Origin of the sequence: Runella defluvii, assembly GCF_014195535.1 — a bacterium.
GTDB classification, from domain to species: Bacteria; Bacteroidota; Bacteroidia; order Cytophagales; family Spirosomataceae; genus Runella; species Runella defluvii.
Genome location: NZ_JACIBY010000006.1, coordinates 293682 through 309962, shown reverse-complemented (window position 1 = coordinate 309962; position 16281 = coordinate 293682). Strand labels below are relative to the sequence as shown.

20 protein-coding genes are annotated in these 16281 nt (G+C 44.5%); 1 reads left to right on the top strand and 19 read right to left on the bottom strand.

Annotation, left to right across the window (positions count from 1 at the left end; all coding sequences use genetic code 11):
* Positions 1-78: 78 nt before the first annotated feature.
* From FHS57_RS16345 to FHS57_RS16295, 11 genes are all read right to left on the bottom strand, one after another.
* On the bottom strand, positions 79-600 hold the full coding sequence (locus FHS57_RS16345; protein ID WP_183975465.1) for a hypothetical protein: 522 nt from the start codon (positions 598-600) through the stop codon (positions 79-81).
* A 475-nt stretch (positions 601-1075) separates the two neighbouring features.
* On the bottom strand, positions 1076-1609 hold the full coding sequence (locus FHS57_RS16340; protein WP_183975464.1) for a collagen-like triple helix repeat-containing protein: 534 nt from the start codon (positions 1607-1609) through the stop codon (positions 1076-1078).
* Positions 1610-1655: 46 nt separating this feature from the next.
* Positions 1656-2474, bottom strand: a complete 819-nt coding sequence (locus tag FHS57_RS16335; RefSeq protein ID WP_183975463.1) for a hypothetical protein — start codon at positions 2472-2474, stop codon at positions 1656-1658.
* Positions 2475-2487: 13 nt separating this feature from the next.
* Positions 2488-2886 carry a hypothetical protein gene (locus FHS57_RS16330; protein ID WP_183975462.1) on the bottom strand — a complete coding sequence of 133 codons (399 nt, stop codon included), beginning with the start codon at positions 2884-2886 and terminating at the stop codon, positions 2488-2490.
* 1 nt (position 2887) lies between these two features.
* Positions 2888-3232, bottom strand: coding sequence for a hypothetical protein (locus FHS57_RS16325; protein WP_183975461.1), 345 nt, complete (start codon positions 3230-3232; stop codon positions 2888-2890).
* 45 nt (positions 3233-3277) lie between these two features.
* Entirely contained in the window at positions 3278-3682 is a 405-nt protein-coding gene (locus tag FHS57_RS16320; RefSeq protein ID WP_183975460.1) for a hypothetical protein, read from the bottom strand.
* A 90-nt stretch (positions 3683-3772) separates the two neighbouring features.
* Positions 3773-4063 carry a hypothetical protein gene (locus FHS57_RS16315; RefSeq protein ID WP_183975458.1) on the bottom strand — a complete coding sequence of 97 codons (291 nt, stop codon included), beginning with the start codon at positions 4061-4063 and terminating at the stop codon, positions 3773-3775.
* A 57-nt stretch (positions 4064-4120) separates the two neighbouring features.
* On the bottom strand, positions 4121-6520 hold the full coding sequence (locus FHS57_RS16310; protein WP_183975456.1) for a CHAT domain-containing protein: 2400 nt from the start codon (positions 6518-6520) through the stop codon (positions 4121-4123).
* A gap of 406 nt (positions 6521-6926) precedes the next feature.
* The gene (locus tag FHS57_RS16305) at positions 6927-8243 is read right to left on the bottom strand and encodes a S8 family peptidase (RefSeq protein WP_183975454.1); all 1317 of its coding nucleotides are present in this window, start codon (positions 8241-8243) and stop codon (positions 6927-6929) included.
* A 41-nt stretch (positions 8244-8284) separates the two neighbouring features.
* The gene (locus tag FHS57_RS16300) at positions 8285-8998 is read right to left on the bottom strand and encodes a tetratricopeptide repeat protein (protein ID WP_183975452.1); all 714 of its coding nucleotides are present in this window, start codon (positions 8996-8998) and stop codon (positions 8285-8287) included.
* A 10-nt stretch (positions 8999-9008) separates the two neighbouring features.
* Positions 9009-9608, bottom strand: a complete 600-nt coding sequence (locus tag FHS57_RS16295; RefSeq protein ID WP_183975450.1) for an RNA polymerase sigma factor — start codon at positions 9606-9608, stop codon at positions 9009-9011.
* Between the two features lie 150 nt (positions 9609-9758).
* On the opposite strand from FHS57_RS16295, the gene FHS57_RS16290 reads away from it, so the two are divergent.
* Entirely contained in the window at positions 9759-11060 is a 1302-nt protein-coding gene (locus FHS57_RS16290) for a Gfo/Idh/MocA family protein (RefSeq protein WP_183975448.1), read from the top strand.
* A gap of 53 nt (positions 11061-11113) precedes the next feature.
* Here FHS57_RS16290 and FHS57_RS16285 read toward each other — a convergent pair whose 3' ends face one another.
* The 8 genes from FHS57_RS16285 to FHS57_RS16250 all read right to left on the bottom strand — a co-directional run bounded on the left by FHS57_RS16285 (position 11114) and on the right by FHS57_RS16250 (position 16272).
* Positions 11114-11932 (bottom strand): DUF6597 domain-containing transcriptional factor, encoded by an 819-nt coding sequence (locus FHS57_RS16285; RefSeq protein ID WP_183975446.1) that lies wholly within the window; start codon positions 11930-11932, stop codon positions 11114-11116.
* A 78-nt stretch (positions 11933-12010) separates the two neighbouring features.
* Positions 12011-12457 (bottom strand): ester cyclase, encoded by a 447-nt coding sequence (locus FHS57_RS16280; RefSeq protein ID WP_183975444.1) that lies wholly within the window; start codon positions 12455-12457, stop codon positions 12011-12013.
* 27 nt (positions 12458-12484) lie between these two features.
* On the bottom strand, positions 12485-13099 hold the full coding sequence (locus tag FHS57_RS16275) for a DinB family protein (protein WP_183975442.1): 615 nt from the start codon (positions 13097-13099) through the stop codon (positions 12485-12487).
* 31 nt (positions 13100-13130) lie between these two features.
* Positions 13131-13649, bottom strand: coding sequence for a DinB family protein (locus tag FHS57_RS16270; RefSeq protein WP_122933749.1), 519 nt, complete (start codon positions 13647-13649; stop codon positions 13131-13133).
* Positions 13650-13822: 173 nt separating this feature from the next.
* Positions 13823-14158, bottom strand: a complete 336-nt coding sequence (locus tag FHS57_RS16265; RefSeq protein ID WP_183975440.1) for a DUF2853 family protein — start codon at positions 14156-14158, stop codon at positions 13823-13825.
* Between the two features lie 86 nt (positions 14159-14244).
* Positions 14245-14958, bottom strand: coding sequence for a hypothetical protein (locus FHS57_RS16260; RefSeq protein ID WP_183975438.1), 714 nt, complete (start codon positions 14956-14958; stop codon positions 14245-14247).
* Positions 14959-14997: 39 nt separating this feature from the next.
* On the bottom strand, positions 14998-15423 hold the full coding sequence (locus tag FHS57_RS16255) for a gamma-glutamylcyclotransferase family protein (protein ID WP_183975437.1): 426 nt from the start codon (positions 15421-15423) through the stop codon (positions 14998-15000).
* A gap of 15 nt (positions 15424-15438) precedes the next feature.
* Complete coding sequence (locus tag FHS57_RS16250) at positions 15439-16272, bottom strand: DUF481 domain-containing protein (protein ID WP_183975435.1); 834 nt, start codon at positions 16270-16272, stop codon at positions 15439-15441.
* Positions 16273-16281: the final 9 nt, after the last annotated feature.

Sequence of the window (16281 nt, the reverse complement as noted above, 5' to 3'; positions counted from 1 at the left end):
AAACCATACCCGTGCGCTCGTACCTACTACTTCTTTGTAGCGTTGGGTCTTGAAAATAGCTTGGTAGCAGCCATCTTCTTAAAAAATAGTAGTTATTTGTACGGGTGATACCCCCTCAACTATCAGTTGAACTTTAACAAATAGTTCATCTTGGTGCGGTTTGGGAATCCGTTGAGTAACGGGAGGGCGGCCAATGGTGATAAATTCTAAAGTCGGGTCTTCATTCAGTCGAGATTCTAATACCAATTTCTCTTCTACAAAATCCATCTCAGTGGTTGTGGGAGTTAGGGCTTTCTGATATACAACTGAGCCCACAATAGAAAGTGCCGATGTAGATAACGTGCCGTTTCCACCGCTAAAATCAAAATCACCTATGGCGGTATCCCAGCGTAGCCATGGAGGAAATTGGCGTGCGTCATCAACGTCTATGCCAGGCCTATCTGTGCCAAAAAGCGTTATTCTTACTTGAAATGGACTTCCGACCTCTTCTGGTGCAAACTTAAATTTGGCCGATACTTTTACCTTTCTGCACCATTCTTGATTGCTGTTTTGTACCCGATCACCACCGATGACCATAGATACATTTTCTACTTTTGCCATGATTGTAAATGTATTAGAAGTGAAAAATTGATGGAAGCCGAACGATTACTCCTCATTTCATCTGGAAAACCGTTGAAGAAATTGTTAAGCATTGCGTTTAATGTTCATAAACCATCTTGATAGGGGTGTACGAGTAAATGCAGGTTTTAAGGGCATTCATTCTAAAATACATAGAGCACGTTAGAATAAACATAAAAGACAGCCCAGTCACCTGCAAAATTTCGCACACCCCTTGACCCCTTTGATAGGTGTATTCAAGATATTCGGTTATTTTGCCTGTATCATATTTCGTACATACAGTGTTCCTTCTCCTATTATCGAAGCATAGGTTTCATAGCTTCTGCCTCCTTGTGTCCATCTGATGACACGGCCATTGTCATACTGACACGGTTGTGTTATAGTGTCGTTTTCATTTTCTGTGACCGATTTGCGCGATGTGATGATTGATTTAGAAGATTTAAATGTTGAGGAAAGATTAATCGGGTAAATTGTAGTACTTTTTGACGGCATTGTAGTCTGAAAAATCAATATCAGGCAAGCCAACACGGCCATTGATGAGGTTATTGGCAGGGATGATAATAACTTTTGTCATGCTTATGGAAGAAACGTATACACCTGATTGTCGCCTAATCTGAAAACTACGGCTGGACGGGATTAAAAAGTATCTAAAATCGTCTCCTGCAATCATGCCAGGGATTGGATATAAATTGTTTGGATCATTGCTTGTTCGAATATATACCAATATCGCACTTGAATTGAGGATATCCGTGGTGATTGCTGGCGGAAAAGTAAACGATTTATATTCTGTGGCATTAAATGTTTGATTAAACGTGACTTGTGTTACGTTGGCGTTGCCATTCTGCCCAGCAGGGCCTTGTGGACCTGCTACACCTTGCGGCCCCGCAGGCCCCTGTGGTCCAGGTTCACCGCTCGTGGGGGTACAGGCAATTGATAAAAATAAAAGAGAGGCACTGAGAAGTGCAGTTGAAAGAGAGTGTAGGGTCTTCATGAGATGAGAGAAATGTATTTGATTGTTTGAGAGATATGAAATAGTTTTATCGTTTACCATTCCACCACATAGTTATTTTTGAGCCTCGACATGGACCGTTGGTGTCTGTCCAAGTACCTGAAAAAGACGAGTTACTGCCTAACGTAAACTGAAAGGTACCGCTGTAGGTAAGATTGGGGCATGTAATACTATTTTGATAGATTACTTCGTACCACGTGCCTTTAAGCACATGACCATCGAGTGTACCTAGCAGGAATCCGCTGTGCTGATTCCCTTTGCTGTCTGAGCCTCCGCCCCACGCTCCGTACCAACGAGCTTTATTATGAGGGTCTTGTTTGAAGCTGAGTTTAGCACTTGATACGATCTTACCGTTAGAGTTACAATCTGACCATTCGGAAGCCCAGCAGCCATTGAAAGTCATAGGGTTTGGCGCTTGAACGGATACTTTACAGTCTCGGGATGCACTTTCGCCAGTGAAACGGTGCCAAGGTGTTCCCGAGCATTGGGCAATTTGAACACCATTCAATAAAACCGTTAAGGTTTCTAAATTCCAATTATCGTAAGTATCAGGAAATTTTCTGGGAGCACCGTCGTAACGGATACGAACAGCAGCAATGTTACTTATATTTGGTATAGGTTGTATCTGAAAAGACGTAGTATGCATGGAGTTATTTCCCCAACCTGCTCCTTGATTCAAATCGAATTCTTGTGAAACGGTGTTATTGCGGTATATGAGTTGGACAAAGGCTGCTTGCCCGCCTCGTAGGTCGTCGCCTCCTGTGCGAATTGTAACCGTTAATTGTGCACAAAGAACATGAGAATAACCTATCAGCCCCAGAAAGAGGCTCATTATAAGTGTTTTCATTGTAATAAAATGTTTAAACTGTTTCTACTTCGGCAAAGCCTGTATTGATTTTTGGGCAGATGCGACAGGCATCGCCACCCTCTTGCATAAACCAACGGCAGGTGGTTCTGATACTGCACGCAGGTAATAACTCATCGACATGCGGCTCAATATGCGCCAATTGGCGGGCGATGTCGAGTACCATACAATGATGACCTGACCAATTAGCGCACCCTTTGGCCGCGCACGGACTGGCAAACCGAAAACGCTGGCCAAGGTCGCGGCCTTGCGAGGCGGTTTCGATAAAGTGTTCGTCTATCTCTATACGTTGAGATAGCAGCGCTACTTCGCCATCCTGCTTTACTACGCCTAGTAGTACCGCGCCAGCCTTTGGCTCAGCACTGGGACAAGTGGCTTTTTGGTCGGGTTTCATGTTAGCGAAGTAGTTGAGGTTTTTCAAAAGCGCCTCGAACGGCAAAGTCTGGGAAACTTGCCTTCAAACGATCTAACTGTACTATTTGGCCAGGTTTAGGTTGTTTCCACAGAATGTACCCAAACCACCATTTGGGGCGTTTAGGAAGGACAAAAGGGGGAAATCCAGTGTCTTCTGGATTTTCAGGGTTGGGCTTGTACGCTAAAAGCCCGTCGCTGAATCCATTGTCCAGCTTCGCCAAAAACTGCAAAGTAGTTTGTTGAAGGGCTTTTTCAAGCTCTTGGGCTTGTTTTTCGTTGAGGTCTATTCCTCCCAAATTGACCTCAAATTTTGGTGACTGAATCATTTTTTTGAATTTAAGAATGATGGAATTGATTAAAGGCTGGTACTTTTACTGCTTTGTCCCAGTGAAACTGAAATTGGCAAAAGTTGGGCTTGATGTGTTGGTGAGTCGATAGCTCCCAGTGATATTAAGGGTGTTTCCATTGACTGTTATTTGTCCACTGTAAGAAAATCCATTACGAGTTCCAGAGAATGTTCCATTAGGGAAGCCTGTCAAGACCAATTGATAGGTAGAGGATGTAATGCCTACCGACGATACGTACAAGCGATTATCCTGAGTTGAGGTAGTCACATTAGCACGGGTATTTTGAATAATGCTCGTGTTGTCCTGTGCTGAACCCATATAAGTTCCTGCCGCACTGGCGAGAGGGTCGGGGTCTTTTTTCTTGAAAATATTACACGAACTAAGCCCTAAACAGGCGATATAAAATAGGGTCAGTGAAGCTGTTTTCATGTGTTTGGTAGTAAGCATATTGTGCGATTTTGCTTTCAATCTCTTAGTCGTAGGCCGACAGGACGAGGGAAACAATTTTTTTCATTTTTTTTAAAAAGAAGAAACCGACGACGGCCGCAGCGATAATCGGTGCAAGACAAATTCGGCAAAACCTCGTTCGTAACGGATTCGGCTGTGCTTACGTTGGGAGGCAAACGCGAGGATTTTTATTTCGGCAAATGATAGTCTTCCTTCGCCCGTTCGGCGAAAAATTTCTAGGGTGTCTCGGTGGCTTTGGATATCCACTTGAAGTTGTACGCTCATATCCTCCGATTGGTACGTCGATTGGGCGTAGTTGGTAAGCCAGCCACAGCAGAGGGCAGTAATCAGTAGCGGTTTCATGATTGAAAAGTGGTTTCAATCAGTTAGTCGCAATAATGAAACAAAAGGGAAACAAACTTATTTTTTTCGCCGCCACCACCAAACTCCCCCCAAAACTCCCAGCCCCAACAACCCTAAACCCAAAATAATAAACCGTAAACCGTCCATTGCCAAAGGGGCAGTGTCGCCGACCAATATCATGCCTGCCCATTGCGAAGGGAGGGCGTCGGCAGCATTGCCTTGGTTCAGCCAGTCGAGTTTGGCGCGTTGGAGTGCTTCGTCCTTGGGGAGCCCTTGGTCTAAGTAGTTGTAAAATAGATTGGTTAATTCGTAGGTTGGTTGGTCTTCTACGCTCCAGAGCGTGGTGATGGTGCTTGGGATTCCCAAGGCCGCAAAGCCCCGTGCCAAGCTAAACACCCCCTCACCGCGCTGATTTTGCCCCACGCCCGTTTTGCAGGCGGAAAGGACCAGCAACTGCGCCGCAAAGCGGTCGGCTTGGGTAAGTTCAGACAGACGCAGTGCCGCATCGTGAAAATAAATGCGCGGTTCGACGGCCTCGGTACTGTCGGCGTCGGCGTGGGTAAAGAGCTGAATCACCCGCGAATTGGGGGCATAACGCATAAACTGCGCCTTGGTGGCTTCGTTGTTTCTTAGCGTTTTTCCCCACCAAAACTTTTCTTCTACGGCCTCCAAAGCCGCGACCGAACCTTTGAGCGAAGCTTGGCGGAGCGACGGCTGAAAAGTCTCAGGTGCAAACCCAACGAAGCTACGGTGGAATAGTTTGTCACCCTGACGTAAGGAAGGGGCTAAATCTGTCTGGTTTTTTGCCAAAAAATTAGCCGAATACGTGTAGCTAATGGCGTGGTGTTTGAGCAAAAAATCGTTCTGGTTTGGCTGAACAAGCAAGGTTTCAAAGGGCAAAAACACGCCATCTTGGGAGATAATCACGCGTGAGGCAGTCATTCCAAGCGGTTTCCATAGAAGTTGGTAAAGCCGATGGGCCAGCGCACGATACTGCGGATAGTGAGCATTGAGGCGGGAGCGGTCGGCGCAAAGGGAAAGAAACTCGTTGGCCAAAGATTGGTAGTCAGATGGATGTAGGGAAAGGCGAACAAGTCGCGCTTTTTGGTCCAAACAAAAGGCATAAATAGCACTGTCGCCGACAAAGTAAGACACGAACCCCACCGTGCGTGCCCCCGACCCATTAGTCGAGATGGATTTTTGAAACTCAGCGATAGTTGGGGTACTGTTGTCGTATTTGTAACGGTAATAGGCGGGGTTTGTTGATTCGAGTTGCTTGCGAAAAGCCTCAAAATCGTCGTTAAATTGTTCCAAACGGCGTTGGATACCGCTTCTTTTGGCGTCGTTGGCAGGCAGGCTGGCGAGTTGGTTTTGGAGATTAGCGATGCTGTCGCGTAGGGCACGTTGACGTTTGGCGCTACTTTCTGTCAGTTGTTGATTCGCCCCTAGTTCATTCAACTTGTCGGAGAGCAGGACGGCTTTTGATTTTTCAAAGAAACGAAATGCGGCCTCGGCATCGCCCGCCAAATAACTGGCTTCGATGGCACGTTCGTACATGCCACGCGTTTTTTGCCGCCAAAACAACTTAGAGCCTTCCCCCACGTGTTCGTAACGCATAAAATCAATCATGCTATCGGCGAGGGCGTAGGTTTTGAGGGCGTTGGTTAGGTGGCTTTTGGTGTTGGTTGCTTTGTAGTAATCAAGCCAAGTGTCGGCTTTGTCTTGGATGAGGGTGAGGAGGTATGATTTGCCAGCGGCATTTTGAATAGATTTTGCGGGAGGGTTTTGCCAAACTTTGGATGTAGTAAAATTAATTGGAGCAATGAAAAGGGCCTCTTGATACGTTTCAATACTTAATTTATATTGGCTGATTTTTCCGTATGTTTCTGCTATGTTTCCTAAGATTCGGCTTTTGGCAAATCGTTCCTCAGCATATTTCGATGCTTCCTGAAAATAAAAAAGGGCGTTTTTATAATCTCGTAAGTTTTCAGAATATATGTTGCCTATGTTATTCAGAGTCACTGCAAGATTTTGTCGGGAGTCGATGCTGTTTTTTGACTTATAATCATAGGCGGTAAATGATTTTTTATAAACTTCAATTGCTTTTATATAATTTCCTTGAGAAGCATAAACATTAGCTGTTTGTGATAACAAAAACCCTTTGGTATCAGTATCAGTTATTTTTTCAGCTATGGTAATTGTATTGTGTAATACTTGAAAAGCCTCATCTACTTTTTTGAAACTTAGTAATGACTGAATTTTTTCAAATCTATTATTGACAAGTGAACTAATATTATTCTGTTTAATAGCCTCTCTCTCGCCTGCCTCGGCAAATTCGATACTTTTCTGGTAATCTCCAAGAGTGTGATAAAGGTTGGCTAGTTCTTGGTAAGAAATAAGTGCTATATTTTTCTTTTCAGGGTATTTTTTTGCTAGTAAAATGGCTTTTTGTAACATAATAATAGCTGTACTGGTGTGATTTAAGTCGCGCTCTATACGTCCTAAATTAAAGTAAGTCCCTGCACAGTTTGCTTTGCTTGCAGAGGGATTGGATAGTTGATTAATTTCTATAGATTTTAAGGAAAAAAGCCTTCCAGTTTCAGGACTACCACTGAGCCAATATGAACGTCCTAAAAAGTGTAAAACACGTGCATACACAGAGTCTTTTGTATAATTACAAGTTTCACACGTTTTTTTTAATTGTAAAGTTAAATTGAGTAATTCATCATCATTTAACACTTGATTTCCTTTTTCTACTTCTTGCCAAATATGAATTCGCGATGGACATTGAGCTTTTAGTTCAATGTCCATCGCGAGTAAACTAATAAATAATATCATTAAAAATAAAGGAATATGCATGGATTTATGGGCTTTGGATCGTTCCCACTTTCACTTTAGAAGGAGCAGTGATTGGTGCAACGCCTATACTCTGAAAAAGTACATCTCGATCTACTTGTAAGCCTGACCTTAATAAGGCTGCCGCTTTTCCTGCTGCTATTGGAGTGGCAAATGAACTCCCTTGTCCTCCCCAATAGCCTTCTAAAACACCAATTCCGCATTCGCCATAGCGAGCCGTTACAGCTAAATCAATGTATTGGTTAGAAAAGTTTTGGGTATCGCATACTTCGTATGGATTTTTATTAGTTTTGCTTGATGTAACAGACACCAATTTGTTCGCATCTGTAAGGCATGCAGGGTAAAATTTAAAGTGTCGTTGTGCCAAATCTCTAAGGTTACTTATACGTTCTGTTCGATCGATTGTTGGATTTGCATTTCCAGCAGCAGTAAAAATCCAAGCTTCTGTATTGTCAAGATATGTTTTTAAGAGTTTAGATGGAATGGAATCAGACGGGGCATAGAAGCCTAGACTCAAGTTGACTATATCTACATTTTGATTTTTTAGAGATGCTAGTCCACATACTAAATTAAATAAGGTTCCTTCTCCTTTGGAGTCTAAGACTTTAACTGGAATAATTTGTGCTTGATTTCGTAAAGCCCCCATGCTGTTCATAAGCAACGCTGTTACTGTTGTGCCGTGTAGTTGCGGGTCTTCATCATGAAAGTCTTTAAAATCGGGGCAGTTTATAGATCCAGGGCTATTTATTAGGTTTATACTTGTATAATACCCTGTGTCAAAAATAGCTATTTTAACTTGAGGGCTTGTGACTTTCTGGGGTTGTTCTAAACTATGTAATCTGTTAGCTGCATCAAAGGAATTTTTGAAATTATCACTGTCGTAGTTTAGTGGAGTAGTTATTTTGTAGTTAGGTGAAAAGAAAGCAATATTACTATCGATAAATAGCTCATCTCCCGATTTATTAGTGCTTCTTTGAGTGAGAGGTTCACTGTTTTTATAAATTTTTTTTAGAGGGAAATTTTTATAACCTCGTAACATTGGGTCACATGAACAAGAATCTATGTATTCCTTTTTAATTCCCCAATCTCTTTCGTATTTATGTATGGTATCAATAGGAGTTCCATCTTTAAATTTAAAAACAAAGCTATTAGGAATTCTACCATCCCCAAGGACAAGCCCTGTATTGTCTTTTGAATATAATGATTTGTTGGAAGCAACAGTGTCTAATTCCCAAATAAGTGTGGGAGAGTTTTGCTGTGTGTCTCGACAGCTTACTAGAGAGAATGAACAAAGGATAGTAAAAAAGTAATATAGCTTTCTCATGGTTTTGTTAAAATTTAAAAGGGGATTTTTTTTAGTTTCTCTCACTCCACATCCTTCCATCCCTCCAATTTATGCCTCTTTACTTCCTTGAGCAAATTTTGCGCGGACTTTTGAGTTAACGGTTCATTTTTCATCAAAAGCGCGATGGCTTCGTAAAATTTGCCAGGATTTGAGACCAAATCAGTGCGGGTGCCAAGGCGGTGAAAGTGTTCAATGGCTTGGTCGTATTCCTTGAGGCGAAGGGAAACAAGACCCGCATTTTTTTCTGCTTCGGCATTGGTGCTGTCGCGCTGGAGGAGTGCTTCAAAAATAGCCTTGGCCTTTTGCAAGTCGCCTTCGTTATAGCTTCGGATGCCCCATTGCAGGCTATCTGTTTCGGCATTTCCTAGTTTAAGTCCGTCGAGGGTTGAGAGGTTTTTTTCGATGTACGTACTTGCCCATGCTTGGTTGTAATCGCTTTCAACAACCGACTTTCGAAGCCATACGTACCAGCTAATGCCCAAACACAAAACCACCGAAGCAGCCGCACTCAAGGCATAATAAAGACTGCGGCGACCTTTTTGTTGGAGTTGCTGCCCTAGCTGCGTCAACTCTTCTTTGCGCCGCGCGCGCGCCTCCGCTTGGGCGGCGGCACGGGCTTGCAGCCAAAAAGCAACCTCTTGGGCCAACGCTGGATTGGCCTTGAGTTCTGTCTCAAACTCAGCCCGTTCTGCTTCCGAAAGGGTATGATTAAAATAGTTTTCTATTCGTTCCATAAATCGCTCCCTAGTCCCCAAAGGGAGATTTGTATTTTTCTTTCAATTTTTCTAAACACCGTAATCGACTTGTTTTGGCTACGGCGGCGGTGTTGTAGCCCATCGTTTGGGCAATTTCTTCGTCGGAGTACCCTTCTCCCCACGCCAAAATCATCTCACGGCACTTGTCTCCCAAGGCCCGTAAGCGCTGCTGCAACGTTTCTATTTCACTTTCCACAATCAGTTTCCGTACGGCCGACTGCGTTTCGTCGGGTAGCCAAGCGAGCGCATCTTCCAAGCCAATGCTGTTGGTATGAACCTCCGCTTTGTTAGTCGTATTTTTTCGGATATTATCAACACATTTGTTCGTAAATATCTGAGTTAGATAGGTTTTTAACTCCGAACGCCCCTCAAAACGACGACTGACGACGTGCTCGATGACGGTCAAAATCGCGTCAGAATATGCGCTTTCGGCATCGTCTTGGCTGATTTTGTGCTTGAAACAGGCTTCCCGAACGAGGTAGTGGTATTTTTCGTACAGTTTATTTTCATAGAGCCGCCTTTGGGTAGTTCCTGCTTGAAGACCTTGCAGGAGGGCGTCATCTTTTAAGACTTTATTAAAAATAAACATTCAGGTAGGGATAAGTGGATTTTGCTGTCACTAAAATGGTAAACGATTTCCAGAAAAACAAGTATTTCTTTCCCCGAATAGCCTTACTGTGCGTAGCTGCTGTACTTCTTTCAAACGATGATACAGTTCATTTCAAACCCTTGACTTCCAATGAAACACACACCTTTTTCCCGCCGTTCGTTTATTAAGACGGCGGCAGTGGGCACGGCTTCGTTGTCCTTTCCAACTATTATCCCTGCCAGTGCTTTTGGCGCCAATGACCGCGTGCGCGTCGCCGTCATCGGTATCAATGGCCGTGGGAAAGACCACATTTCTGGCTTTTCAAAATTACCCAATGTAGAAGTGGCTGCCTTGTGCGACGTGGATAACGTGGTTTTACAAGAAAGAGCGGCTGATTTTGAGAAAAAGAACAACAAAAAGGTCAAGACGTTCCAAGATTTGCGGAAGGTCTATGAAGATAAAGACATTGATGCCGTCAGTATTGCTACCCCCAACCATTGGCACGCGTTGGCGGCGATTTGGGCTTGCCAAGCGGGTAAAGATGTCTATGTGGAAAAACCAGGCTGTCATAATATTTACGAAGGACGAAAACTCGTAGAAGCTGCGAATAAATACAATCGGATTGTGCAGCACGGGGTGCAGTTGCGGAGTTCGGTGGCCATACAAGAAGCCATCAAACACCTCCGCGAAGGACTGATTGGGAATGTTTATATGGCGAGGGCGTTGATTTACAAATGGCGTCCCGATATTGGCAATCAGCCCACGTCGCCTGTGCCTGCGGGGTTAGATTGGGACTTGTGGCAAGGTCCCGCCCAAGCCCGTGCTTTCAGTAAAAACTATGTACACTACAACTGGCACTGGTTTTGGGATTATGGCAATGGCGACATTGGCAACCAAGGGATTCACGAAACCGACCTCGCGTTGTGGGGCTTGGACGTAGGGCTGCCCGAAGAAATTACGTCGGCAGGCGGGAAGTTTTTGTGGAATGACTGCAAAGAAACGCCCGAAACGTTGACGTCAACCTACATTTATCCCAAACAAAAAAAGGTGATTGAGGTAGAAGTCCGCCCGTGGATGACCAACAAAGAAGACGGTGTGGAAGTCGGAAACCTGTTTTACGGCGATAAAGGCTACATGGTCATCAACGGTTACAACGACTATAAAACGTATTTGGGGAAAGAGCGTACGCCAGGCCCTGCGCGCAAAGAAGGCGGCGACCACTACCAAAACTTCATTGATGCCGTGCGTGCGCACGACAAAAAACTCTTAAATGGTCCAGTGGAAACCGCGCATTTGTCGGCGTCGTTGGCGCATTTGGGCAACATCGCCTACCGTCTCGACCGCAAACTTAAGTTTGACCCAACTACCGAAAAATTTGTAGGAGACAAAGAGGCCAACGCGATGCTCACTCGCAAATACCGCGCTCCTTTTATTGTACCAGATAAAGTATAGAATTGTTGATTCAGAATGTCAAAAGCCACCCAAGGTTTCGGCCTGCGGTGGCTTTAATTTTTGAGATAATTGGCCAACTCAGCGTTATTTTTTACGTAAAGCGAAGGGGCTTTTCCGATAAATTCGGTGAAGTCTTTGATAAAATGCGATTGGTCGTAGTAGCCATAATGGTAAATAAGGTCCTGCCAATCGTCTATTTTCCAGCGCTTTTGGGCTAGTTCGTTGCACAAATGCCCCACCCGACGAATGCGAGTGTAGTATTTGGGACTGACGCCTACTTTTTGCAAAAACTTCCGTTCAAACTGTCGGCGGCATACGTAAAGTTCGCTGATGACATCGTTGATGTTGATAAGTCCGCGTTTATCCACAATTAGGTTTGCGGCAAAGTCAGTACGGTCGGCAACGGGGTTTTTACGAAGAAACTGCACGTTGACAAATTGCTCCAGCAGCGCTAATCGCTCACCGTGCGACGACGCCTCTTCTATTTTATCGCTGTATTCATCCACGCATTTTCCCAGCACATCACGCAGGTTGGTTCGCTCGTCCGAAAACTCATACATCGGCATTCCAAACAACGTATGCAAGCCCGCAGGCCGAAATACGATGCCCACCATGCCAATTTGCCCCGAAAGCTGTAACTGATAACTTTTGGTAGCTTGTCCCGTCAGGAAGTTTTTGGGGACGAATCCACCGTTTAGTTTTTGGGATGTAACGCGGTAGGGAGTGCCGTAGTTAAAAACAATCGACGCAAAACCCGAAGGTGGCGACTCAACAGTGAGGGGTTTGGCCAGTGTTTTACTGTATTCCCAAATGTAGAAACATTCGACAAAGGGCTGTAAGTGGGCAGGTGGAGGAAACTTTCGGTAAAACATGGGGTTAGTCACGATTTACCGAAAGTTAAGAATTAGTGGAAAAAACCTCAAAAACAACAACTATTATTTATCGAACGGTTACGCACCCGTCAATTGAGCCACAAAATTTTCGTGGTTCCAGTTGATGCTTACATCCGTGATTTTATCATTTTCATCAAAACGAAACACGAAAATATGGTCGCTATTGAATTTCAATCCCTTGCTAGGAAGCCCCATAAATTCTTTTTCTTGCGTTCCAAAAATCGCCACTTTACACGTCACCGTGTCGTCTTCGGAATACATACTATCAACGGTGTTGTCAATGTCGGGAAAGCAGTCCATCAACAAACCCCAAACCGCTTTGCCAAACTCGCGGAATAGCCCTTTGCCGCCTTCACCCAGCGGCTGAAACGACACGGTTGCTTCGGGCGTGGCAAGGTTAATCATGCGTTCGGTATCAAGGTCTTGGTAAGCCGAGAAAAACTCGATGCAAGTGCCTTTGCGGGTCAGTTCCGCGATTGATTCGGTCGTCTTTGTTGTTTCCATCTTTTTTATTGTGAGGGTTGGAATGCGTTATTTCGGATAATTAGGATGCGTTTTTACTTTACGGATTTGGCGTAAATGGCGATCCACGTGTCCCCATTGAAAAATCAACACTTGATGCATATTTCGGGGGTTGGGAGTACCAGTAAATTCAAAATGCGCCCGCAAATCAGCTTGTGTAGTCTCAACAAATGCCAGGTTAATGGCATGATTTCGCAGAAAGAAGGCCAAATTATTTTTACCTTCGACAAAGCCTGTTGGTTTGGTATAGTCGGAGGCGTTATGTTTGGCGTCTTCCATGATAAACTCATTGTAATAGCTGTCGGGGCGGCTGCTGGCGTTGAGTTCGGGAGTTGGTTTGTTCCGAACCCCAATGCTGATTTCACGGTTCCAAATAATTTCCCATAGGGCCAAATGCTCCACAATTTCACCGATAGACCAGCGGTCGGCCGACTCATGAAACGCCCATTGTGCTGGGGTAAGGTTTTGGGTTTCTTTGACCAACTCATCCCGAGTTCGTTTCATGTTATCGAGTGTGTACTGACGGTCAGCGGTCGTCCACAATTTGGGTGTCGTATTTTCTTGTGCTTGTAAAAATGCGACAGTCGTTGTCAATAAAAATAGGCAGAAAAATAGCTTTTTCATATGCTGGGGCTATGATTGTAAAAACGACTTGCTAAAACAATCCTTCAGCTGGCGGTTTAATGCCTTTGAGGCGGAGATAAATGGTCGTTTGGCCGCGGTGGTGGCACACGTGTTCAAACGACTTTGCAAAAACACTTTCAACCGTCAGTTCTTGTCCAAAGACTTTTACTTTTTTCTCAAAATCAGCATCGGGTACACCTTTCAGGGCTTCGATGGTAAAATCAATGCTTTGCATGACGGTCTTGGTGACAGTTGCTTTAGAGTGGTCGGCTGATTTTTCGGCCGAACCTTGATACGGACTTGCTTTGCCACTCGCGGCGGAAGCAAAGGCAAAGTTGGCGTCGGCGATGTGCATCATTTGCTGGGCATACGTACGAATTTCTGGCGTAGGCTGAAAGCCATAGCCATCGTCGGGCATGGCGGCGAGGTATTCGGTCATAAATTTTTTACCCCGTTCCCAATCTGCCAGTAAGCGAGATTTGGCGCTTTGGGCATAGCTAAGTTGGCCCAATAGTGCGAACATCGACAGCAGTAGTAGTGATTTTTTCATGGAATTGGTACGTTTTTTAAATAGGATGTTTCAAAAGTAATAGGACGCTTTTTGTCGTCATTGTAAAAATGCGACATCTTGCTTAGGAGAAGTGAGGGGGGGGGATTTAAAACCAACAGAGCCGACTTTCTTAAAAGTCGGCTCTGTTGTCGTCAGATTAAAACAAAAGTGTTTTAGGAATAGATAGCTTCTTTGCCAAATTTTTTAACCAAAAGATAGTAAACCACCACGCGGAGCTTGCGGTTTATGCCTTTGAGCGTTGCCATAGTTTCGGCAATGGCAGCATCGAGTTCGGGGCCATCAGTCAAGCCCAATTTCCCAATCAAGAAGTTTGTTTTTACGCGCTCAAGTTCTTCGGGGTCAGAGGCGGCCACCAATGAAGAATCTAAGTTGTAAATCGAGGGGCCTAAGCCTTTTGCTACGGCAGAGACAAGCGCTTCGTCAGCGGCAGCTCCCACACCCGTAAGTTGTTCGATAGATTTCTCTACTACTTCGGCAAATGCACTCATGGTAATAAAGTCTTTTTGTGGTTAAATTGAAATAGGATATACAAATGAATCGAATAATCGGAAAAAGCTTTGAAAAGTACAACTATTTAGTGCCTTTTTTTGATTCTTTTGTAAACATTCCAGCATTGGAGTACTTCGTAGGTAAGGTCGTAGTCGGTCGATAAGAGCAAAAACTCCTCCGAGAAGTCGCAGAAATACCGAAAACGCTCCAGATTTTCGCCACTCAGGTCGGTAGCTTGCCCTGCAATCATCCCAAAACGGTAATTGGCCAAGTCGCGGCGGCGCTTTTCTTGCATGAGCATGGCCACCTTGCGGTCTTCTTTGGCCGATTTACTGAACAACTCGTACAATAACGTTATTGGTGATTGTGCCATGGATACGGCCTCCCCAAACGATAAATTCTTTTTGGCTTCGGGTTCGGCGAGAACTTGTTTGATTTCTTTTTCGAGTTGTTGCTCGCGTTTGGAGGCTACCCTTACTTCGGGGAGTTCGATGGCTTTGTCCAGTTTTTTGAGACGAAACACGATTTCTTCGGCATTTCCATTCCAACGAAAAGCCCCTCGCTCGTGGGTGAGGCTCGCGATTTCAATCGAATCGCCCACCGAAGCATCCAAAAAGAACACGCCTTCTTTATTGGTGCGCGTCATGTCGCGGTTTTTGAGGTTAGTAATGGTGGCTAGATTGACACCTTGGCCAGTGGCAGCATCCAACACTTTACCCAAAACATATCCCTTTTGGGCAAAGGTTTGTCCAGTTAATATACAAAAGAAGAAGAAGCAATAATATTTAAAGTAATTCACAGGTATAAAAGGTACGGAAATAGACTTAACGCCTGAAAGTTACAAATGTTGTTTGTCGTCTAAAAGCCATTGGCGATAATCGCCGTGTTTAATTTGGACAAAAGCGTCGGTGGGTTGGCAATATAGATAGGCCCAAGCTAGTTGTACTTGCCCAGTTTCGAGTAAAACGGGAATAGGCTCGCGTACGTATTCGGGCTGAGAATCATGAATGCCTTCATAGTAGTCGAGGCTGGTAATAACGGCGTTAAAATCTGAAATTTCCCAAACTTCCCCGTGAACGAGCGAAAGCGTATTTGAATTAAAAACGGCGCCAGGATAACTACCTAAATCGAATAGTTGTCCAGTAAAGGTGGCTTTTCCTCGCCAAATGGCATTTTTACGTAATTTTTTCGCGAATGGATTAGAAAACCCTTGCATCAATGTTCCGTAAACAAAGAGGAGCGGAATTGAGTTTTTTACCTCCATTTGATTGGTAAAGGATTAATTTTCAATGGAAAGCCCGAACGTCCAGCGAAAATCGTTTGATTGCCGTCCTGGTACAACGTAACTTTCGTAGGCATCTTCAAATTTAGTGCGCAGACTAATGTTTTTATTCAAGCGATAGGCCAAAACGAGGGTGCTACTCCAGCGAAAATTGTTGCGCATCGAAATCGCAGGTTGCAAAAACAAAACGCTGTTGATGGTAAAACGCCCCGATGACCCAGGGGAAAATTCTCCAAAAAAACGAGTCGAATTTCGCCATACATCAATGTCGGTACGTTCGATAAAATCGGTGTTTTCGTGCAGAATTAAATTGGTTATCGAAAGATAAGCGCGTTTTTTCTGAATGATTTTTATCCCGATACCCGCGCCTTGCGACCAGCGGTTGTTGATGTGCCGCAAATTACTGCGTTCCCAAGCGACAAAACCAAGCCCATAAACCACTTTTTGGTGCCAAAGCGAAGCGCGTAAATCGGCGTTAAATTCTCGTTCGGTGAGCTGTCCGCCTTGTTTTCCATAGACAAACGACGGGCTACTTGATAGCTTAAATTTGGAATTAGGTTTCCAATCCAACGCACTTGAAAATTGCAAGAGCAAGCGCTGGACGTTGCCCGTCGAAGCGGTTCCATCGACAGTAAACTTTTGGTAAAAATGGCTACTGCTGTCTTGATCGGCTTCAGCAACGGCATAATTGGGGTCTTCGTCCTCTTCATCGCCTGTCGAAGTAGCAGGCTGAGTAGGCGGCGCTGTTTGTAAAGTATCAGGGACTTGGGCAAAAGAAGGCTGCGAGTACAGCCCCAAAATGAGTAGGGAAAAATAAATGATACGATTCATGTAGCTCAA